Origin of the sequence: Aureisphaera galaxeae (genome assembly GCF_028561275.1) — a bacterium.
Classification (GTDB): Bacteria; Bacteroidota; Bacteroidia; order Flavobacteriales; family Flavobacteriaceae; genus Aureisphaera; species Aureisphaera galaxeae.
On record NZ_JAQQTF010000002.1, the window covers coordinates 91,120 to 107,494 of the forward strand.

Here is a 16,375-nt window from a genome sequence, read left to right on the forward strand (position 1 = left end):
CTAATAATTCGAATCCATATAAATTTTCCAGCTACCATCGGCTTGCTTTTTCCATATCAATAAGTAAGGAAGCGGATAAGAGCCACTGCATCTTCCTACCTCAAATACGATGTTTTCGTTTACCACTTCCACATGTTTTGGGTTCAGTTGAAGGCTGTAAGAAGAACTATTCATATAACTGTATTCCGTAGAAAGTGGGCCATGGCCCCTCAGGATTCTTCCTCTGTTGTAATAAATGGCGTCGTCTGTATACAGTTCTGAAACCAATTTCTCGGCATCGTGTTTATTACACAATTTCACCCATTTGTTACGAGCCTTGGTAATCTTATCCAATACTTCTGTGTCTTTGTTGGGTGATACGGCGTAAACTGCTTCGAGGATTTTTTGCTCCGCATCACTGTTTCCTACCCAAATGATCACTTGGGCGAATTTGTCTCCATTTTCCGTTTGAAAGGATCCGATTTCGTAGTGCATTTTGTCATGTACCGCAATCTTATGAAGTGTTTTAAAATCATGAGAATTACCGTGCTTGTTTTGAAAGCTCGAAAGGTGATTTTTCAGGACATCATGTCCTTGGAATATTCCATTTTTTGCGAGTCCGACAACATTGGGGTGGTATTCGGAGTCATTTTTCACTTCCTGCCCTAAGCAGGTATACGAAAACAATAGGAAAGCGCTTATTAGAAGATGTAACCGAAATGTGAATGACTTGGATTTCATATCAATGTAATTTGAGCTGTGCGTTATATTGAAATCAAAATTAGGCCATAAACGTAATAATACCCTTCGAAAAATCTTCTGTTTTTCTTCTTTTGTGTTAACGAGTGTTAACCGGTCGTTTCAACAAGTGGAAGCTAGTTAGACTGAAATCACTTTCTCAATCGTAGAGAATTCGCTTTAGTCAAATTTTCAGAAAAAGGTGATCGAATAGGGCAAAACCTGTTACTGCAAAATGATGTATCTTAGTTATACCATGATGGATACCCTTCTCAACGTATTATCTATTACCGCTTTTATTCAAGGTTGTATCGTTGGAGTGTTGCTAATTTTTCATCCCAAATTCAATACACCTATGTTTACTCTATTGGGGGTTTTGGTTTTGTTAATGGGTTTGGAGTGCATTAACCAGAATGGAATAGTAATTTCAAAACATGCCTGGCTATTTTGGTTGAACAATGGGAATCTTTTTCTGTTTGGCCCCCTTTTTTATTTTTTCATTCGAGCCGCCAAAACGGGAATAATTCCACATAGGCCTGTATTTATTTTACATATAATTCCTTTCTTATTGATAAAAACGGGAACCCTAGTATTGGGCCCCAATAATCTTGGCGAAGAACTGCTACCTCCTGTATTCTTTCTTGGCCTTAATTATGCATTAACCCTGCATGGTACGATATACGCTCTGTTATCACTTTTGGTTGTGATAAGGAATAGGAAATCTCATCTCAGCTCCTTGGACGCTTGGGTGTTTTGGCTATCAATAATTTATGCATGTGGTTGGGTGTTTTCGTTCGTTGCAAGGCCATTCGAATTGGTAAGCAATACCGTATCTTCTACCATGTGGGCCATTGCCTATATTACCTTGGGAGGCATGATATATGTCGTGAGTGTGAAATTGATGATATATAGGGTAGGCACGGGTAACAGGGAAAGTGAAGGGTTCGATTCTGCAGATTTTTCATTGGAAAAGGAAAGTAAATACAGCCATTCTTCCCTTAAGCCCGAAGAAATTACGCGACTCACAGCGTCTTTGCAAAATGCGCTATTAAAAGAGCAGCTGTATTTGGATCCGGACTTGAATAGGGCCAAATTGGCAGCGCGCATCAATGTCTCTCCACATACACTATCGCAACTGCTCAATAATCACCTTAAAACAAGTTTTTCTGAATATATAAATGAACTTCGTTTGGAGGAAGCAAAGCGCAAACTTGTAGATCCTTCCTATGGCAATTATACCATTCTTTCCATTGCTTTTGAAAGTGGGTTTTCATCGAAATCCTCTTTTCAAAGACTGTTCAAAAAGTTCGTAGGCAAAACCCCTTCAGAATATCTTGCCGAAAAGAATACTCAACGTTAATACTAATCCTTCTGCGGTAAAATTTGTTGTCCCATCCCATTGGATAGGTTGACATCGTCCTTCAACATAGGGTACTTTCGAAATCAAAAACCCATTGATGACTCTCATTACACGATTTCGAAAATTAAGCCTGATGAAACGAATACTAATCATTTTTCTGTTTTCCAGTGTCTTATTAATAGTGGTATTTACTTCCTGCGGAACCAAATTAAGACTCCCTGAAGAATGTGCTCAGGAAGAATTATTTGCGGGACAGAAATGGAAACTTCGGTTGTTAACCACATTATACAAACCTTACCGACAGTATAAACCCTACGTAAAAAAATCGATTACCGCTTTTAGAATAGAGTACCCTTCCTCGGTGAATGGAACGGAAAAAATGCTCAGTGGAATCGTGTTGATTCCCCACGAAAAGGAAGCCCCCCTTCCCATTTTATTATACTGCCATGGAACTTTATTTAACAAGGAGGATGCTCCGTCGAGATGGGATTCTGCGGTGCAGCTCGAGGCAATTCCCGCTATGGAAGGTTATATCACCTTCATTCCAGACTATTTGGGATATGGTTCGACCCGTGATGAGGTTCCTGCCTATTTCGATCAGGAGATTACTACCCAAACTATACTCGATATATTGCCCCATGGACTGAATTATTTGGACAATTGCGGGATTGCATATCGAAACGATCTTTACATACTTGGATATTCCCAAGGCGGACATGCAGCGATTTCCGTGCTAAAGAATATGGAAGAGGAGAATGCGACAAATCTCGAGGTGAAGGCAGCTACGTCCATAGCAGCACCCTTTAAGCTCAAGGAAAATGTAAACCATATTCTCGAAAAGGACGTTTTTCCGGCAACGGCATACGTTTCCTATCTTTTTGCTTCATTGAATCATTACCAATGGCACCGCAAACCCAATGAATTTTTTCAAGGTGCTTCCCTCGATTTTATAGAAAAGCAATTGGCTGGGACGGTAACATTAAGCAAAATGGCAAGAAATCAATCGGACACCATTAGCCATCTCATGAACAAGGACTTTCTTGAGGATTATCTCGGAGATGGGGAGCTTTTGTTGAAACAGAGCTTGGAGCGTAATAGCAATTTCGATTTCACTCCCAAATCCCCATTGTTGGTTATTCACTCAAGAAAAGATGAAGTGGTTCCATTTAGCACATCGTATAATACGTGGAACCAGTGGATTGATAGAGGAGCAGACAAGGAACATATTAGATTTCATGCTTTGGAAAATGAAAATCACAGTGAAACTGCCTTTGAGGGAATTTTATTGGGCCTGGATTTCTTTCAAAATTATAAATGATACATAGTGAAAAAGCCTTTGTTTTTCCGCTTTTGTGTTAACGAGTGTTAACAGACGTAGTCATTTCATTAAAAACGTATGGTCATTAGTAGTTGCCTTAGTAAATTAGAAGGAATATTACCAATACGATTGAATAATGAGCGTGTTACATCATTTTGAACTTATGGGGAGGAAAGTAGTTGTAGATTCAAATGAAATCCATTCGAACGGTACCATCACGAAGCTAACCCCAAAGGAAAAGGAGGTTTTATTAGTGTTATATGATCATAGGGGAAGCACAGTTTCGCGATCGTATCTCCTTGAAACTGTTTGGGGCGATCCGTTGGGAAATGATTCGGGATTGTCTCAAGCCATCTCCAAATTGAGACAGGTTTTTAGGGATGACCCTAAACACCCCGTGCTTATTAAAACCATTCCTAAGTTGGGGTATCAACTCTTGGAAGATAATAGGCCCTTGCATACCAGAAAAAGGAAGGGGGGCATATTGAGAAACTTCAAAAACCTTTCTGGAATTAAGAAATTTGCCATAAAGCTTCTTATTCTTGCTATCTTCTTTACCATTCTCATGTTCTTCATCGATGTGCGAATTCAGGTACGGCCGCAAGTTGCGTTGTCTAATTTTTACGTATAACATGACCATCCGATTTCATTTGGAGGGCGTTTAAGAAAAAATACCCCGCCGTTATGGCAGGGCATATTTTTGCTATCGATGTAATTATGTATAACCGTATTTAGTTATAATTTTTGATCATTTCAGTAAAACCTGGAAAATCATTGGGATGCAATAACGCTTGACTTTCATTTTGAACCAACTCAATAATTTTATAATCCGGTCCAGGTTTGGTTTGTACCAAGTATTTGTACTCGCTTAAAACACCTTGGGTATTCTCACTTTTAAAGGTAAATCGATATGTATAGGAAGCAACATCATTGGTTTTTTCGCCTAGTTGTTCGGTTAGTTTATCGATTTCCGTTAAGATAGTTTCGTATTTCTTTACTTCGGCATTGAGAGAATTTACTTTTTCCTCAACATACATGGACGATTTTTCTTCCTTGTATTTTTGTTGTCTTTCCAAGCCTTCCTTTGCACCGTTTAAGTTGAGTGAATAGAAATTCTTATGGTACGTTACATTGTCTTTGTAAAGCACCGAATCGACAAGCTCGAGCGCTCCAAATTGATAACTATCCGGCGCGTGGAGTTTTTTAAGTAAGGAGGATTCTAAATTCGTTTTAACGATGTTTTGCCGATCTTCATTAGGATTGGATCCGCAAGAGGTAAGACCGGAAAACAGAAAGACGGCTCCGACCCAAAAAAGGGGTAATAATTTTTTCATGGTAGTAGTTGATTTGGTAAAAATTTGACCGAATTTATAAATAAGTTGGATACGATACAACCTACAAAAACACTAGGGAAAATTCTTTCAAAACTATTTTTTGAAGAATTTAATCCGATAATGTGTTGTATTTAATCGATAAAATACACTTTTTTGAATGAGCTAACGAATTAGCTTTCATGTGCTTATTGTAATTTCTTCCAAATCTGAAATCCACTTTTTAGTATTCGTTTCGGGAGTGCTTTCAACAAATAGAAAGAGCACAAAAAAAAAATTGAAATTTAATTGCACATCCTTGGATTTGGGTGAATTAACTGCCTCGCTAGATGATCTTTCTACTCCACTACGAATACATTCAAGGTCGTAATAATAAGGGAAAAACTCATTGAAAAAACCGTTTTTCAACTGTAGAGGTATTCAATTGCTACGTGTACATTGTGCGGCGTATCAAATAAATTCTTCAACAATGAAAAAGCTATTGCATGCAAGTATATTACTTGGAATGATCCTAGTGAGTTGTAAAACTACGCTGCCACCAAGGGATACCCGTCCCCCAGAATTCATCCTGAAAATAATTGGAGATGGACTAAATGAAGAGATCACTGAGGATTTTGATTTCGATAATAAGGCCCTTTACTTAAGAAGGGAAGCATCGTATCGCGTTATTTTCACTTTTACAGATCAGGGTGGGCTCAAGGAAATGTCTTGGATTTATTCCGCAGGGGTAATTTCTCTGGGAGGAGAAACCACGGCAGCCGGATTCTTAAGTATTGCTAATTCTGGAGATCCTTATAAGCAGCAGAGGAAATGGATACCTCTATTACCCGATGATTCAGGCGAAGTCTACCGAAGCAATATTATTACCTATACAGATTTCAAGGCAATAGGAAGGCCACCTAGCGGTAGTATCGATAATTATGAATGGGAAATTGTAATTACGGATATGCGGGATAATATAACGAATCGGAAGCTTGTTTTAAGGATTACCGATGAGCCTTCTAGAATAGGATCTATAGACTAGATTTTAGTCTAGGCAAAAGGGGTTTCTTTGCTTTCCAGCTGCTTCTACAAGGTATACTAATGCATTTCACTGCAGAAACGTTTCGCCCTGCTGAATTTTAAAAATTCGCGTGTTCCCTTGCCTTATTTTTATTTCATCTCAAGCAAATTGAAACCATAGCGGGGGTCATTGATGTGAACGCATGTTCAGTTAACGTGTTTAGATGGTTATAAGGTTCGATGACCCCTCTTATTCGGGTTTAGTTTGTTGGGTTGATTAAGTGTATAAATTAAACCATCCCTCTCATGAAATTACCTTGTAAAACACTCATAATTGTTGGTCTTTTCGCTTTCTTGGCATGTAGCAATATTGATGCTCAAATTGGTGCTCCCTTACCTACTCCAGTAGACCTGCCTCGAAAGAGTCCTATGGCTACCGTTTCTCAACGGGTTGGAATTACAGATGTGAACATAATATATTCACGGCCGTCACTAAAAGGAAGGCAGTTTCCAGAAGAGATCATTCAAAATGGACGCGTATGGAGAGCTGGAGCCAATGAAAATACGATCATTTCTTTTTCAACCGATGTTACAATCAACGGGAGCTTCCTTGCCAAAGGCACCTATGGATTGCATATGATTCCGGACGAGGATAATTGGACGATAATTTTTAGTAGCACAGCTACCGATTGGGGCAGCTTTGCCTATCGGGAAGATGAAGATGCGTTAAGAATTAAAATCACTCCGCAAACAACGAATTCGGAAACAGAGTTTCTTACCTATGGTTTCGATAAGATCACGTTAACCGAAGCAGAAATATATATGCAATGGGGACAAATCCGGATTGCTTTTGCAGTGAATATAGACACACATAAGCTGGTCCTTGAAGGAATTAACAGGGATATGAGGTCTACGGCTGGAGCCGGATGGAGTGGCCGACACCAGGCGGGTGCCTATATCGTAGCACATAAACTATCCGACCATTATGAAGACGCGCTTAATTGGCTAAGAACGTCCATAGCCAACAATAGGAATTTCAATAACCTCATGACCTTATCCGAACTCTACACCTTGCAGGGGGATCCCGCAAAACAGCAAAAAGCAGTAGCAGATGCGCTTGACGTTGGGACTTCCATACAGTTGGGAAATTACGCTTACGATGTTGTTATGAAGGACAAACGGGATAAGAAGACCATGCAAGAAGCCTACGAAATACTTAAGAAGGCCCAAGACAAATACCCCGAGGATATGGTGAGCTATGCCAATATGGGGATTTGGTACAGACGACTTCCCAATAGAAGCAAGAAGGAAACACGACAGGCTATTGAGCTTTACAAAAAGGCCATAGAAATAGGAGCGGAACAATTTCCTTTTTACGCAAACATGTTGCAGCAATCGGTAGACGAAATGACCAAGGAAATAGAGTAGTATTTAATTTGCCAACCTTTTTCCGAAAAAGGGGAACCTTCTTTTATCTTTACTTAAACTATCTCCGATCCTATTTTCGTGAACGCCACTGAAACGATAAAGAAACTACTGTACTCCAAAGGGGGCGTCATCGTACTTTTTTGGTTCTTGTTCCTTATCATCGATGTGTTTAAGAAATCCGTTTTCTCTTACACCGACCTGGGATATCTTTATTACTATTACTTTCTAGGGTTCCCTTTATGGATCCTATTAACCTTTCCCGTCTACTCACTTTTCAAGTTTTCTGCTAGATTCCGTACAGGGCGAAGAATAGTGTATTTGGTTTTTATTGGACTTGGCTTTGGAATTGTTAAGACAATACTTTCTTGGTCTATTTTTTATGTAATTACGTACTTCACTGAACCCGAGGGTAGGCGTCCTTTTATGGACTTCTTCAAAGGCATCATAACGTTTCATTATGTCGAGGCCGTAATCATCGCTTGGGTGGTACTCATCATCATGTACATTATCGAGCTAAGTAAAAAATATAGGGAAAAGTCCTTAGAGGCGGCTCAGTTGGAATCCCAGTTAGCGCAATCTAAGTTGCAAGCCTTAAAAATGCAGTTGCAACCCCATTTTCTATTCAATGCACATAATACGATTGCCATGTTAATTCGGACAAAGAAATACGACATGGCAGTGGATATGATCTCTGGTTTGAGCGATCTTCTAAGAACTTCTCTATTGGGAGAGGTGGGGCAACTCATATCGCTCAAGGATGAATTGGAATTCTTGAAAAAGTACTTGTACATAGAAGAACTTAGGTTTGAAGATAACCTAAGTATCACCTTCGACATAGACGAAGAAATGGAAACCCAGAAGGTGCCGAGTCTGATACTACAGCCCATCGTTGAAAATGCTTTTAAGCATGGTATTTCACACTTTTTGGGTCATTCCAAATTGGTAGTTAAGGCTTTTAGGAAAGACTCATTTTTGGTCGTTAGCATTTTCAATAGCGGTCCGTTGCTTGAAGATGGATTCTCGCTTGAAAGCAATAGCGGTATCGGCCTTACGAACACTGTAAAAAGACTAAAACAGCTTTATAAGGGTACTGCGAAATTGGAACTAAAGAATGAAAATGACGGCGTAACCGTTTCTTTATACTTTCCCATATATGCATAGGATTAAAACCATAATTGTCGACGATGAAAAGAAGGCTAGGGAGGGTCTTGTTAGTCTGTTGCAGGATGATCCTATGATAGAAATTGCAGAGGTGTGCAAGGATGGACTGCAAGCCATCGAGTTTCTAAGCAATAATGAAGTGCAGCTTGTCTTTTTAGACATCCAAATGCCAGGCATTGATGGTTTTGAGGTGTTGAACTCGATCCCCGATTCTAAAAGACCCGTAATCATTTTTGTCACTGCTTACGACCAATATGCATTGAAGGCTTTTGAGTACCATGCCTTGGATTATTTGTTGAAACCTTTCACCGATGAACGATTTCACAAGGCTTTGGAAATTGCTAAAAAGAACATTGCCAACAATTCCCTGGAAGAGAATGCGCTGAAACTGGAAAAACTGTTGAAGGAAATAAGAAACCATACAATGGGCGCGGAAACCCTGCACAATATCGTAAGCACTCCCAACAGTTTCGATGAGCGGATTGTGATTAAGACCTCGAACAAAAAGATAGTTTTTGTTTATCTAAAGGACATCGAATGGATCGAGGCTTTCGATTACTACATTAAGATTCACACGGTTTCAGAAACCTACCTAATCAGGGAAAGTTTGAAACGAATGGAATTAAAACTTCCCAAGGATCGATTTATGCGAGTGCATCGATCTACCATAGTAAACACCCAATATATTAAAGAAGTCGTTTCTATCGGCAACACTGAATATGAACTGACCCTAACCAATGGAGAAATACGTAAGGTAAGTAGGTCCTATAGCGCCGGGTTTAGCGATTTTGTAGAGAGATTTGATGGGGAGTGGTCTTGAAGCGATATAGGTAATCCTTTTTTGAGCCTTAGCGTTGTGGGTTAACTCATGACGGTTTTTACTTCAGTGCCTCTTGCGAGCTAGGAACATTCAGGATTTATTTAAAGATCAGTTTTAGGGTAAGGTCTTTCCTTCTGGCGGAAACTGGAACTTCAATTTTCTGTTTCAATGAAAGTGTGCCTTTTTTGTTATATCTGGAAACATAATTTTTGTTTACGATGTAGGAATGATGGCAGCGGATAAACGTACCTTCAGAAAGAAGCTCTTCCATGGCCTTAATGGGTTTGGAAATTATGATCTTTTCAGATTCTTGTACATAAAAGGTTGTGTAGCTTCCATCCGACTTGCAATATATGATGTCATCCTCTTCGACCACGTATACCGTATTGGAAGTTTTCAGAACGATGCGTTTTTTTTCCACTTTATTGAAATAATCCATTGATACCTGGATCAATTTTTTAAAGTGTTCTTCCTTGGTGTTGCTGCTAATTGCCTTAGATACTGCGTTCTTAAATTCTTCTTCATCAATTGGCTTCAGGAGATAATCCAATGCCCCAACCTTAAAAGCCTTAACAGCGTGGGAATCGAATCCTGTTACGAAAATAACATCGAAATTTCTGGAGTGGCATTTATCGATTAAATCGAAACCTGTTCCATCGGGTAGTTGTATGTCTAAAAACAGTAAATCAGGTTCAAGTTCCTCAATAAGATCAATGCCTTGCGCAACATTTTCGGCTTCGCCAATAAGACTTATTTCTGCGGGATAAAACTGTTCTAGTTTTTCGCGAACATCATTGCGAACAAAGTCCTTATCGTCTATAACTAAAGCTTTAATCATTTCCAGTTAGTTTATAAGGGATTAAGAATCTCACAATAACGCCAGTTTCATCTTCCGAAAAGTCACTTTTGTTTAAAACTTTGATTTTGGTTTTAGTGGATTTGTGTAAAAATTCGGAAATTAAATGAGTGGAAGTCAACTTGCGATTTGTATGCGAGGTTACATCTATCCCACGCCCATCGTCCTCTACTTCGCATGCAATAAACTCCTCTTCCATGGACAATGTTATGGTTGCTCTTCCTTGATAATTGATTCCAGAAAAACCGTGCTGTATACTATTTTCAACCAAAGGTTGTAATATCATTGGAGGTATAAACATGATATCTTCTTCAATTCCGTTCAATCTAATATCATATGCAAACTTTATCGAGGATCCCAATTGTTGGAGATCCAGATACGCTCGCAAGGATTCCAATTCCTTTTCAAGAAGGACATAATTATGGGTTGTGTTCTCCAATATTCGCCGTAACAATTTCGAAAATTTCAACATATACTGCAATGCTTTGTCTTGGTCCTTTTGTATAAGGTCCTTAATGGCATATAAAGTATTGAAGGTAAAATGAGGGTTCATTTGTGCCCTTAACAAGCGTTGCCGGGTATTGAGGTTTTCCCGCTCTAACTTGAAATGCTTCTGACGGTTAAATAGATACATAATTAGAATGAGAAACAGCAAAATGCCAATGGCTGAATACATTATTATTTGGAGCCTAAAATTTTTGAATTCGGCCGAGTATTTTTCAGCTTGTAGGTTTCTCTCCCTCTCATTGGCTACTTTTAAGGCTTCCAAATCCCGGTTATATTTGTCCTCGTATACCGTATTTTGATATGCATTTAACGTATCGAGATCTTCAAGAATCTGATTTATATCTGAATTGGATTTAAAGTTTAGTCGCATTTGGTATTGCAGGTAATGACGTTGAATTTCCCGTCCCAATGTGGATAGGCCAAAATCACGTACTGTGTCCAAGTAAGCTTGGGCCATTTCAAAATCACCGAGTTCTATATAGGCCTCTGCAATATTGCTGTATTTCATGGCAAGGTCCTTGGGCCTAGTATAATAATCAGAATTTTTTTTCTCAAACTCTAATGCTCTTTTGTAATATGTTATGGCCTTTTTATAGTCTCCGTCGTAATAAAGGTAAGCTCCATAACTATTGAAAATCTGTCTATTGTAGTGATTGGTTATTCTATGGCTTTGGGAAACCAAACTGTCGAGGATCTTATAAGCCCCTTCCTTGTCATTCAAATAATGATACCGTATTCTTATCTCACCTAAAAATGCACTATTTAGACTGGCCGTGTCGTACTTTTTAGAAATCAGTTTTCTTTTTTTTTCAACTTCCAGCACCTTTTCATAATCTCCCTGCCTTTGGTAGATCCTCGATTCAAAGGTATAGGCCCAAACCATGGCTCTATAGTTCTTTTCGGCTTCCGCTAAGGATTTTAGTCTTTCATAGATTACTTTACAATCCCCATATCGTTCGAGCTCATAGAAGGTTTCATACGCCCAGTAAAAATAGTCCCCTTCCCCTGGTTTCATGGAGTCTTGGACTAAGTTCGTTGCCTCAAGGAAAAAGGTAGCGGCCTTATTATTGTCGCCTTTATCCCTGAAGTACCTTCCTTTTAGATAGCCGCTATATGCCTTTACAGAATCTGAAATGTTCGGATTGTTTATTATAGAGGAATCAATTTCTTTAAGTGCTTCAAAAAGAGAATCGTTCATATTCCCATTTTCTACCTCCTTAAAATCTTGATACATCGCGGAAATTTCCTCATTGCTCCACACGCTTTTTTTTCCATCACATGAAGCTATCAGGGAAATTAATAGTAAGAGTATCCAGGAAAATTTATCCATTTATCAAACATATAAAAATTCAAACAATCCGTAGTCTTTTGAAAGATGACACTCAGTTACCTCCCTTTTGAACTGATGCACCAATTACACTTATGTAAAATGTAAGGGGACTTATATAAAAACCGGGTGTAACTATATGTTGGGCATTCCATATCAGGGTTTTGCAGCATACTTTTAATGAGCAGTTATTTCTCTTTCCAAACTCAAAAAATAAAATTGTAATGAATAAACGTATAGTATCAATCTTCGGTTTTTTAGTTTTCTTATGTTATTCCCAAACTGCTTTCAGTCAGGAAATAAACGATGTTGCTTACATCAAGGAAAACATCCCCAAGAGTCCTGAGGCAAGTAGTCTCGGAAACTACGGGGAGATTTCTAACAATCCCTATAACGGTAAAGTAAATTTTTCCATTCCTTTCTATGCCATCACGTTAGAGGATTTAACCATACCCATACAGTTGACCTATGATTCTGGAGGGATTCGGGCTAATTCTGAGGCCAGTTGGGTAGGAATGAATTGGTCGCTTAGTGCGAATGCAGTTATTACCAGGGAAATTTACGGCAATGATGATTTAAACGAAAATGAGGTAATAAATGGCGGTAGTTCGGAAATTTCAGCTAGGGTTTTTACCGATATTGAAGTCATCGAGCCTAGTGAAAGTAGCCCCTATGTTCCTTTAGCCGACATTATAAGGGTACATACCGCCTATGGAAATGGTGGTTCTTGGACGGCCCCGCATCTGCATCCCGATACACAACCAGATATCTACCAAGTCTCTCTCTTTGGAACGGATTACAAATTTATCCTTAACAAGCGGATTGGGGGATCTAATATCATCACAGGACACGTACTTAATAATAATTATGCGGTGATTGAGTATGATCTCATAAATCAATCATTTACTATCGAAGATGATAGGGGATATACCTTCATTTTTACTACGAAGGATTATGCTGCCTCCATAAGTTCTTCCCGATCGAGCGAGCCTGACCATGCTACTTCGAATGTTAAAGAAGAAACGATTTCTGGGTTAAAAGACGATAACAATCAAAGTGACAATACATCAGTTACCGGGTGGCTAATTAATAAAATTATTACCCCAACCCAGCGAACCGTAGATTTTTTCTATCAAGAAGGCGCCCACTTTACCTACCCCCTGTACTCAGGAACCGTAGGGTTTGAAGAGGCGTATACCAATCACTCTGGAGACCATATAGCAAAAACATACGATGAAAACGATACCGAGTTTACCGCCAATATGTCCATAATTCATTCAAATTATTTGACCAAGATCGAAGGAGATTTTGGAGAACTCATTTTTAACTCTGTTGATGATCGTAAAGACTTGCTAAACGGGAATGATCTTAAGGCTATTTTTCCAGGCACCTTTAATCCTGTTTTTGTTTTCTATACCAAAACAAGTGGTACAAATGCTATAAACGAAAGGCATGGAGCAGATTCTCCGGCATACAATCTGAAATCCCGACGCTTGGCGTCTTTGAGTCTCAAGGACTATAATGGGAACGAAGTAAAGACCATGAATTTTAATCAGTCGTATTACAACGATCACAAGTTAAATATGTCTGATGAGGCCAAGTTTTTAAGATTGAAATTGGACGCGGTGACTATGTTCGACAAAGCATATTCGTTCACTTATGCGTCCCCTAACAGCCTGCCGGAGAAAGGAACGCTAGATACCGACTTCTGGGGTTTTTACAATGGTGCCGGAAACAACTCCAACGTGCCGAGCATTGGGAGATTTGGGGTTTCTCAAACACAAAATGAACTTCCAGGAAACTTTAACCTTGGGCATATCTACTACAAGTTAAATGGTGCGGATAGGGGAGCCAACTTTACCTTTGGTAATAAGGGAAACCTTACTAAGATTAACTATCCAACGGGTGGATATACCGAATTGACCTATGAGGCCAATACTGCCTTAGTAGATGCGCCTCTTCCCTATGTGGTTACCGAATATTTTCAAGGCAATGATAGCGATGTAATGCGATGGACCAATTTATCGGATGAAAACAAATATAAGTTCAACTATCAATACCTAAAGAACGCTGCAGATCCACTATACAATTTTTTCAACAATCGGTTTGACATAAACAATGCGAACATCATAGAAACCCCTTTATCGAACAATCAGGTATTTACCGTAACCCATACAAGTTTTGTGGAAGGATCGGGAGATCTTTATCTGATTAATTGGGGAGCTAATCCCGAAGACTGGTACGATGTTGAGAAAATATACATTGAAAATGTTATCGATCCAACGATTAGGTATCCCTTATTTTACTATGGCGATTGGCTTGGCTTGGAACCCAGTAGTGGCAATTCGCAACCTGGCGATGCTACGGTAATTATTCCACCAGGAGAATATCGTTTAAGAATTCCAGTCACACCGATCGGAGCTCCGAATGTTTATATTAATCCAGCAAGTTATACTTTATATGAATTCGATATAGATCCTAATGATCCCAATTTTCCAACCCTTGTCGAGGCTTTCGAGGTGGGCGGAGCTAGAATTAAGAGTATCACCAATTTTGGCAATCAAAGTGAGTTCATAAATAAGAAATCCTTTCACTACGAACTTCCGCAAACCAGTGAGGCGGTCTCAAGCTCTGGTAAATTAATGAACGACATTATATACCACACCAAGGGAATTGGGTTTCATTCCTATAACCCTGTATATCCTGGGCCCGCAAATAATATCGTCGGAGTATCAATTGCTTCGAACCCAACCATTAGAATGGATCCGAGTGCTCAGGGATCGCATGTGGGTTATTCGTATGTAAGCGAAAGCGCATTGGACAAGGACGACAATATCCTTTCCAAAATAGATAGAAGTTATTTTAACGAACCCAGTAAATACCTCAAAGATACCTTTAGTCTTCTTTATTGGTATAATCCATATGCTGGGGGTAATGAACATGAGACGGAAATAGAAGTTAGGAATGCACATCTATTGGGGATGCATCCAAAAAACAGTTATGCCCATATCAATGGAAGTGTTATTAATGAATTCTACTATGACTGTTCTAATGTCTTGCAAAAATCGATTTTTAATGAATATACCTCATTGGGCATTAATCCGAAGGATCAGCTATTTGCCAATTTTTGGTCGGACACTTATGAAGCTCCCGAACCAGGTCAGAATGATGCTCCTTGGATAGAGAATCACCAAACATATATCACCTATCAAATTCCTCCATCTTATTCTAGGAAATCATTACTCACGTATTCACAAAGTGTAGAATATCATGATTCGGGTGAAATTTATACGGATTCATATTACACCTATGACGATTTCAATCAAAACTTAGCATCATCCGAAGTGGAGGTTCACGATGGAGAATTTCAGATTTCAAAGTTCTACTATCCCTACAGCCCAGAAGTTCAGGGAATGCCAGGGGTGTCGAATCTGTTTCAAGAAAAACAGATGTCGCAAATGGTACAATCTGAGTCCTTCCGCAACAGTACTAAACTAGGAACCAATAGGTATGGTTTTGCGAATAATACGAGTACTTCCGGTAATACCCGAGTGGTCGATTCTAAATTCGCCAAAGGGAATAATAGCTTATATGTTAATGGGTTGTATGAAAAATACAATGGCTATGGGAGGTTGCTTCAGTCTCGAAAAGAAGACGGCAGTCCCGTGAGTTATATATGGGGTTACGACAACCAGTACGTTGTGGCCAAAGTAGAGAATGCTACTTACGATGATATCGGTTTTATCCAATCCTCTGTAAACACTCAATCCCAAAATGACAATGATTCCTGTTTAAACGGTGGGGGATGTGCTGAGCAAATTTTGAGAAATACGCTCAATTCATTGCGAACGGACCCCAATCTTCAGCATGCACTGATAACTACATACACGTACGATCCATTAGTGGGTGTTACCAGTATTACCGCTCCTAATGGCGATGGTCAATTTTTCTCATACGATTCGCAAAATCGCCTGGAATATGTATACGACAATAATGGCGATTTACTACAGAAGAATGAATACAATATCAACGCTGATCTATTGCTTACCCAAGGAGAGGATGCTTTGGGATACGGGATTTGTGATCAATCTATTGTCGGCACTGGAAATGGCTTCATTAATGCCAATCAAATAGTGGATCCGCATCATACAAATACCGTGGTATCACAGGAAATCATCAATGAATTGTCCCTTAACGAGACCTTGGTTCATCAGACACAGATTACAAATGGGGATCATGCCTTCGAGCCTTTGCGCTTATCGATCGCTCAAACCCAAAGTCAATCCATAGGCAATGCGATAACATACATTTATGAGGCCTTTCCTTATGGGGGTTCTGGGAATGTAACATATAGATGGAAAATTAAAGGGGAGAAATTTACCCCATATTCTACAGACCCTACTTGGTCGTACAATTTCGATTGTGCTTCGCAATCGGTAAGAGGACTAGAGGTAATATGCGAAGTAAAGGATACCAGTTTAGAGCATACGCAAAGATCCTCCCTGCGTCATATCACTCTTTGCGAAAACTGATGCCTATAGAAACGTT

12 protein-coding genes are annotated in these 16,375 nt (G+C 39.3%); 8 read left to right on the plus strand and 4 right to left on the minus strand.

Annotated elements, in window-relative coordinates; genetic code table 11:
* On the minus strand, nucleotides 1-720 hold the full coding sequence (locus tag POV27_RS00370) for a YybH family protein (protein ID WP_272860737.1): 720 nt from the start codon (nucleotides 718-720) through the stop codon (nucleotides 1-3).
* 232 nt (nucleotides 721-952) lie between these two features.
* Between POV27_RS00370 and POV27_RS00375 the strand changes: the two genes are divergently transcribed.
* The 3 genes from POV27_RS00375 (at nucleotide 953) to POV27_RS00385 (ending at nucleotide 4,026) form a co-directional block, all read left to right on the plus strand.
* Nucleotides 953-2,077, plus strand: a complete 1,125-nt coding sequence (locus POV27_RS00375; RefSeq protein ID WP_272860738.1) for a helix-turn-helix domain-containing protein — start codon at nucleotides 953-955, stop codon at nucleotides 2,075-2,077.
* 133 nt (nucleotides 2,078-2,210) lie between these two features.
* Nucleotides 2,211-3,395, plus strand: a complete 1,185-nt coding sequence (locus POV27_RS00380; RefSeq protein WP_272860739.1) for an alpha/beta hydrolase family protein — start codon at nucleotides 2,211-2,213, stop codon at nucleotides 3,393-3,395.
* 136 nt (nucleotides 3,396-3,531) lie between these two features.
* The gene (locus POV27_RS00385; protein ID WP_272860740.1) at nucleotides 3,532-4,026 is read left to right on the plus strand and encodes a winged helix-turn-helix domain-containing protein; all 495 of its coding nucleotides are present in this window, start codon (nucleotides 3,532-3,534) and stop codon (nucleotides 4,024-4,026) included.
* A gap of 100 nt (nucleotides 4,027-4,126) precedes the next feature.
* Here the strand turns inward: POV27_RS00385 and POV27_RS00390 are convergent, their stop codons facing one another.
* Nucleotides 4,127-4,729: a hypothetical protein gene (locus tag POV27_RS00390; RefSeq protein WP_272860741.1), complete on the minus strand. Its 603-nt coding sequence runs from the start codon at nucleotides 4,727-4,729 to the stop codon at nucleotides 4,127-4,129.
* A gap of 466 nt (nucleotides 4,730-5,195) precedes the next feature.
* Here POV27_RS00390 and POV27_RS00395 point away from each other — a divergent pair, with 466 nt between their 5' ends.
* The 4 genes from POV27_RS00395 to POV27_RS00410 all read left to right on the plus strand — a co-directional run bounded on the left by POV27_RS00395 (nucleotide 5,196) and on the right by POV27_RS00410 (nucleotide 9,137).
* Entirely contained in the window at nucleotides 5,196-5,750 is a 555-nt protein-coding gene (locus POV27_RS00395; protein ID WP_272860742.1) for a hypothetical protein, read from the plus strand.
* Between the two features lie 284 nt (nucleotides 5,751-6,034).
* Nucleotides 6,035-7,156, plus strand: a complete 1,122-nt coding sequence (locus POV27_RS00400) for a DUF2911 domain-containing protein (RefSeq protein ID WP_272860743.1) — start codon at nucleotides 6,035-6,037, stop codon at nucleotides 7,154-7,156.
* A 78-nt stretch (nucleotides 7,157-7,234) separates the two neighbouring features.
* Complete coding sequence (locus POV27_RS00405) at nucleotides 7,235-8,317, plus strand: sensor histidine kinase (RefSeq protein ID WP_272860744.1); 1,083 nt, start codon at nucleotides 7,235-7,237, stop codon at nucleotides 8,315-8,317.
* Nucleotides 8,310-9,137, plus strand: a complete 828-nt coding sequence (locus tag POV27_RS00410; protein ID WP_272860745.1) for a LytR/AlgR family response regulator transcription factor — start codon at nucleotides 8,310-8,312, stop codon at nucleotides 9,135-9,137. The genes POV27_RS00405 and POV27_RS00410 overlap by 8 nt, the downstream gene beginning before the upstream one ends.
* A gap of 97 nt (nucleotides 9,138-9,234) precedes the next feature.
* Here the strand turns inward: POV27_RS00410 and POV27_RS00415 are convergent, their stop codons facing one another.
* Nucleotides 9,235-9,975 (minus strand): LytR/AlgR family response regulator transcription factor, encoded by a 741-nt coding sequence (locus POV27_RS00415; protein WP_272860746.1) that lies wholly within the window; start codon nucleotides 9,973-9,975, stop codon nucleotides 9,235-9,237.
* A complete protein-coding gene (locus POV27_RS00420; RefSeq protein ID WP_272860747.1) occupies nucleotides 9,968-11,830 on the minus strand; it encodes a tetratricopeptide repeat-containing sensor histidine kinase in 1,863 nt (620 codons plus the stop codon). The genes POV27_RS00415 and POV27_RS00420 overlap by 8 nt, the downstream gene beginning before the upstream one ends.
* A gap of 221 nt (nucleotides 11,831-12,051) precedes the next feature.
* Here POV27_RS00420 and POV27_RS00425 point away from each other — a divergent pair, with 221 nt between their 5' ends.
* Entirely contained in the window at nucleotides 12,052-16,359 is a 4,308-nt protein-coding gene (locus POV27_RS00425; protein WP_272860748.1) for a hypothetical protein, read from the plus strand.
* The last annotated feature ends 16 nt before the right edge of the window (nucleotides 16,360-16,375 follow it).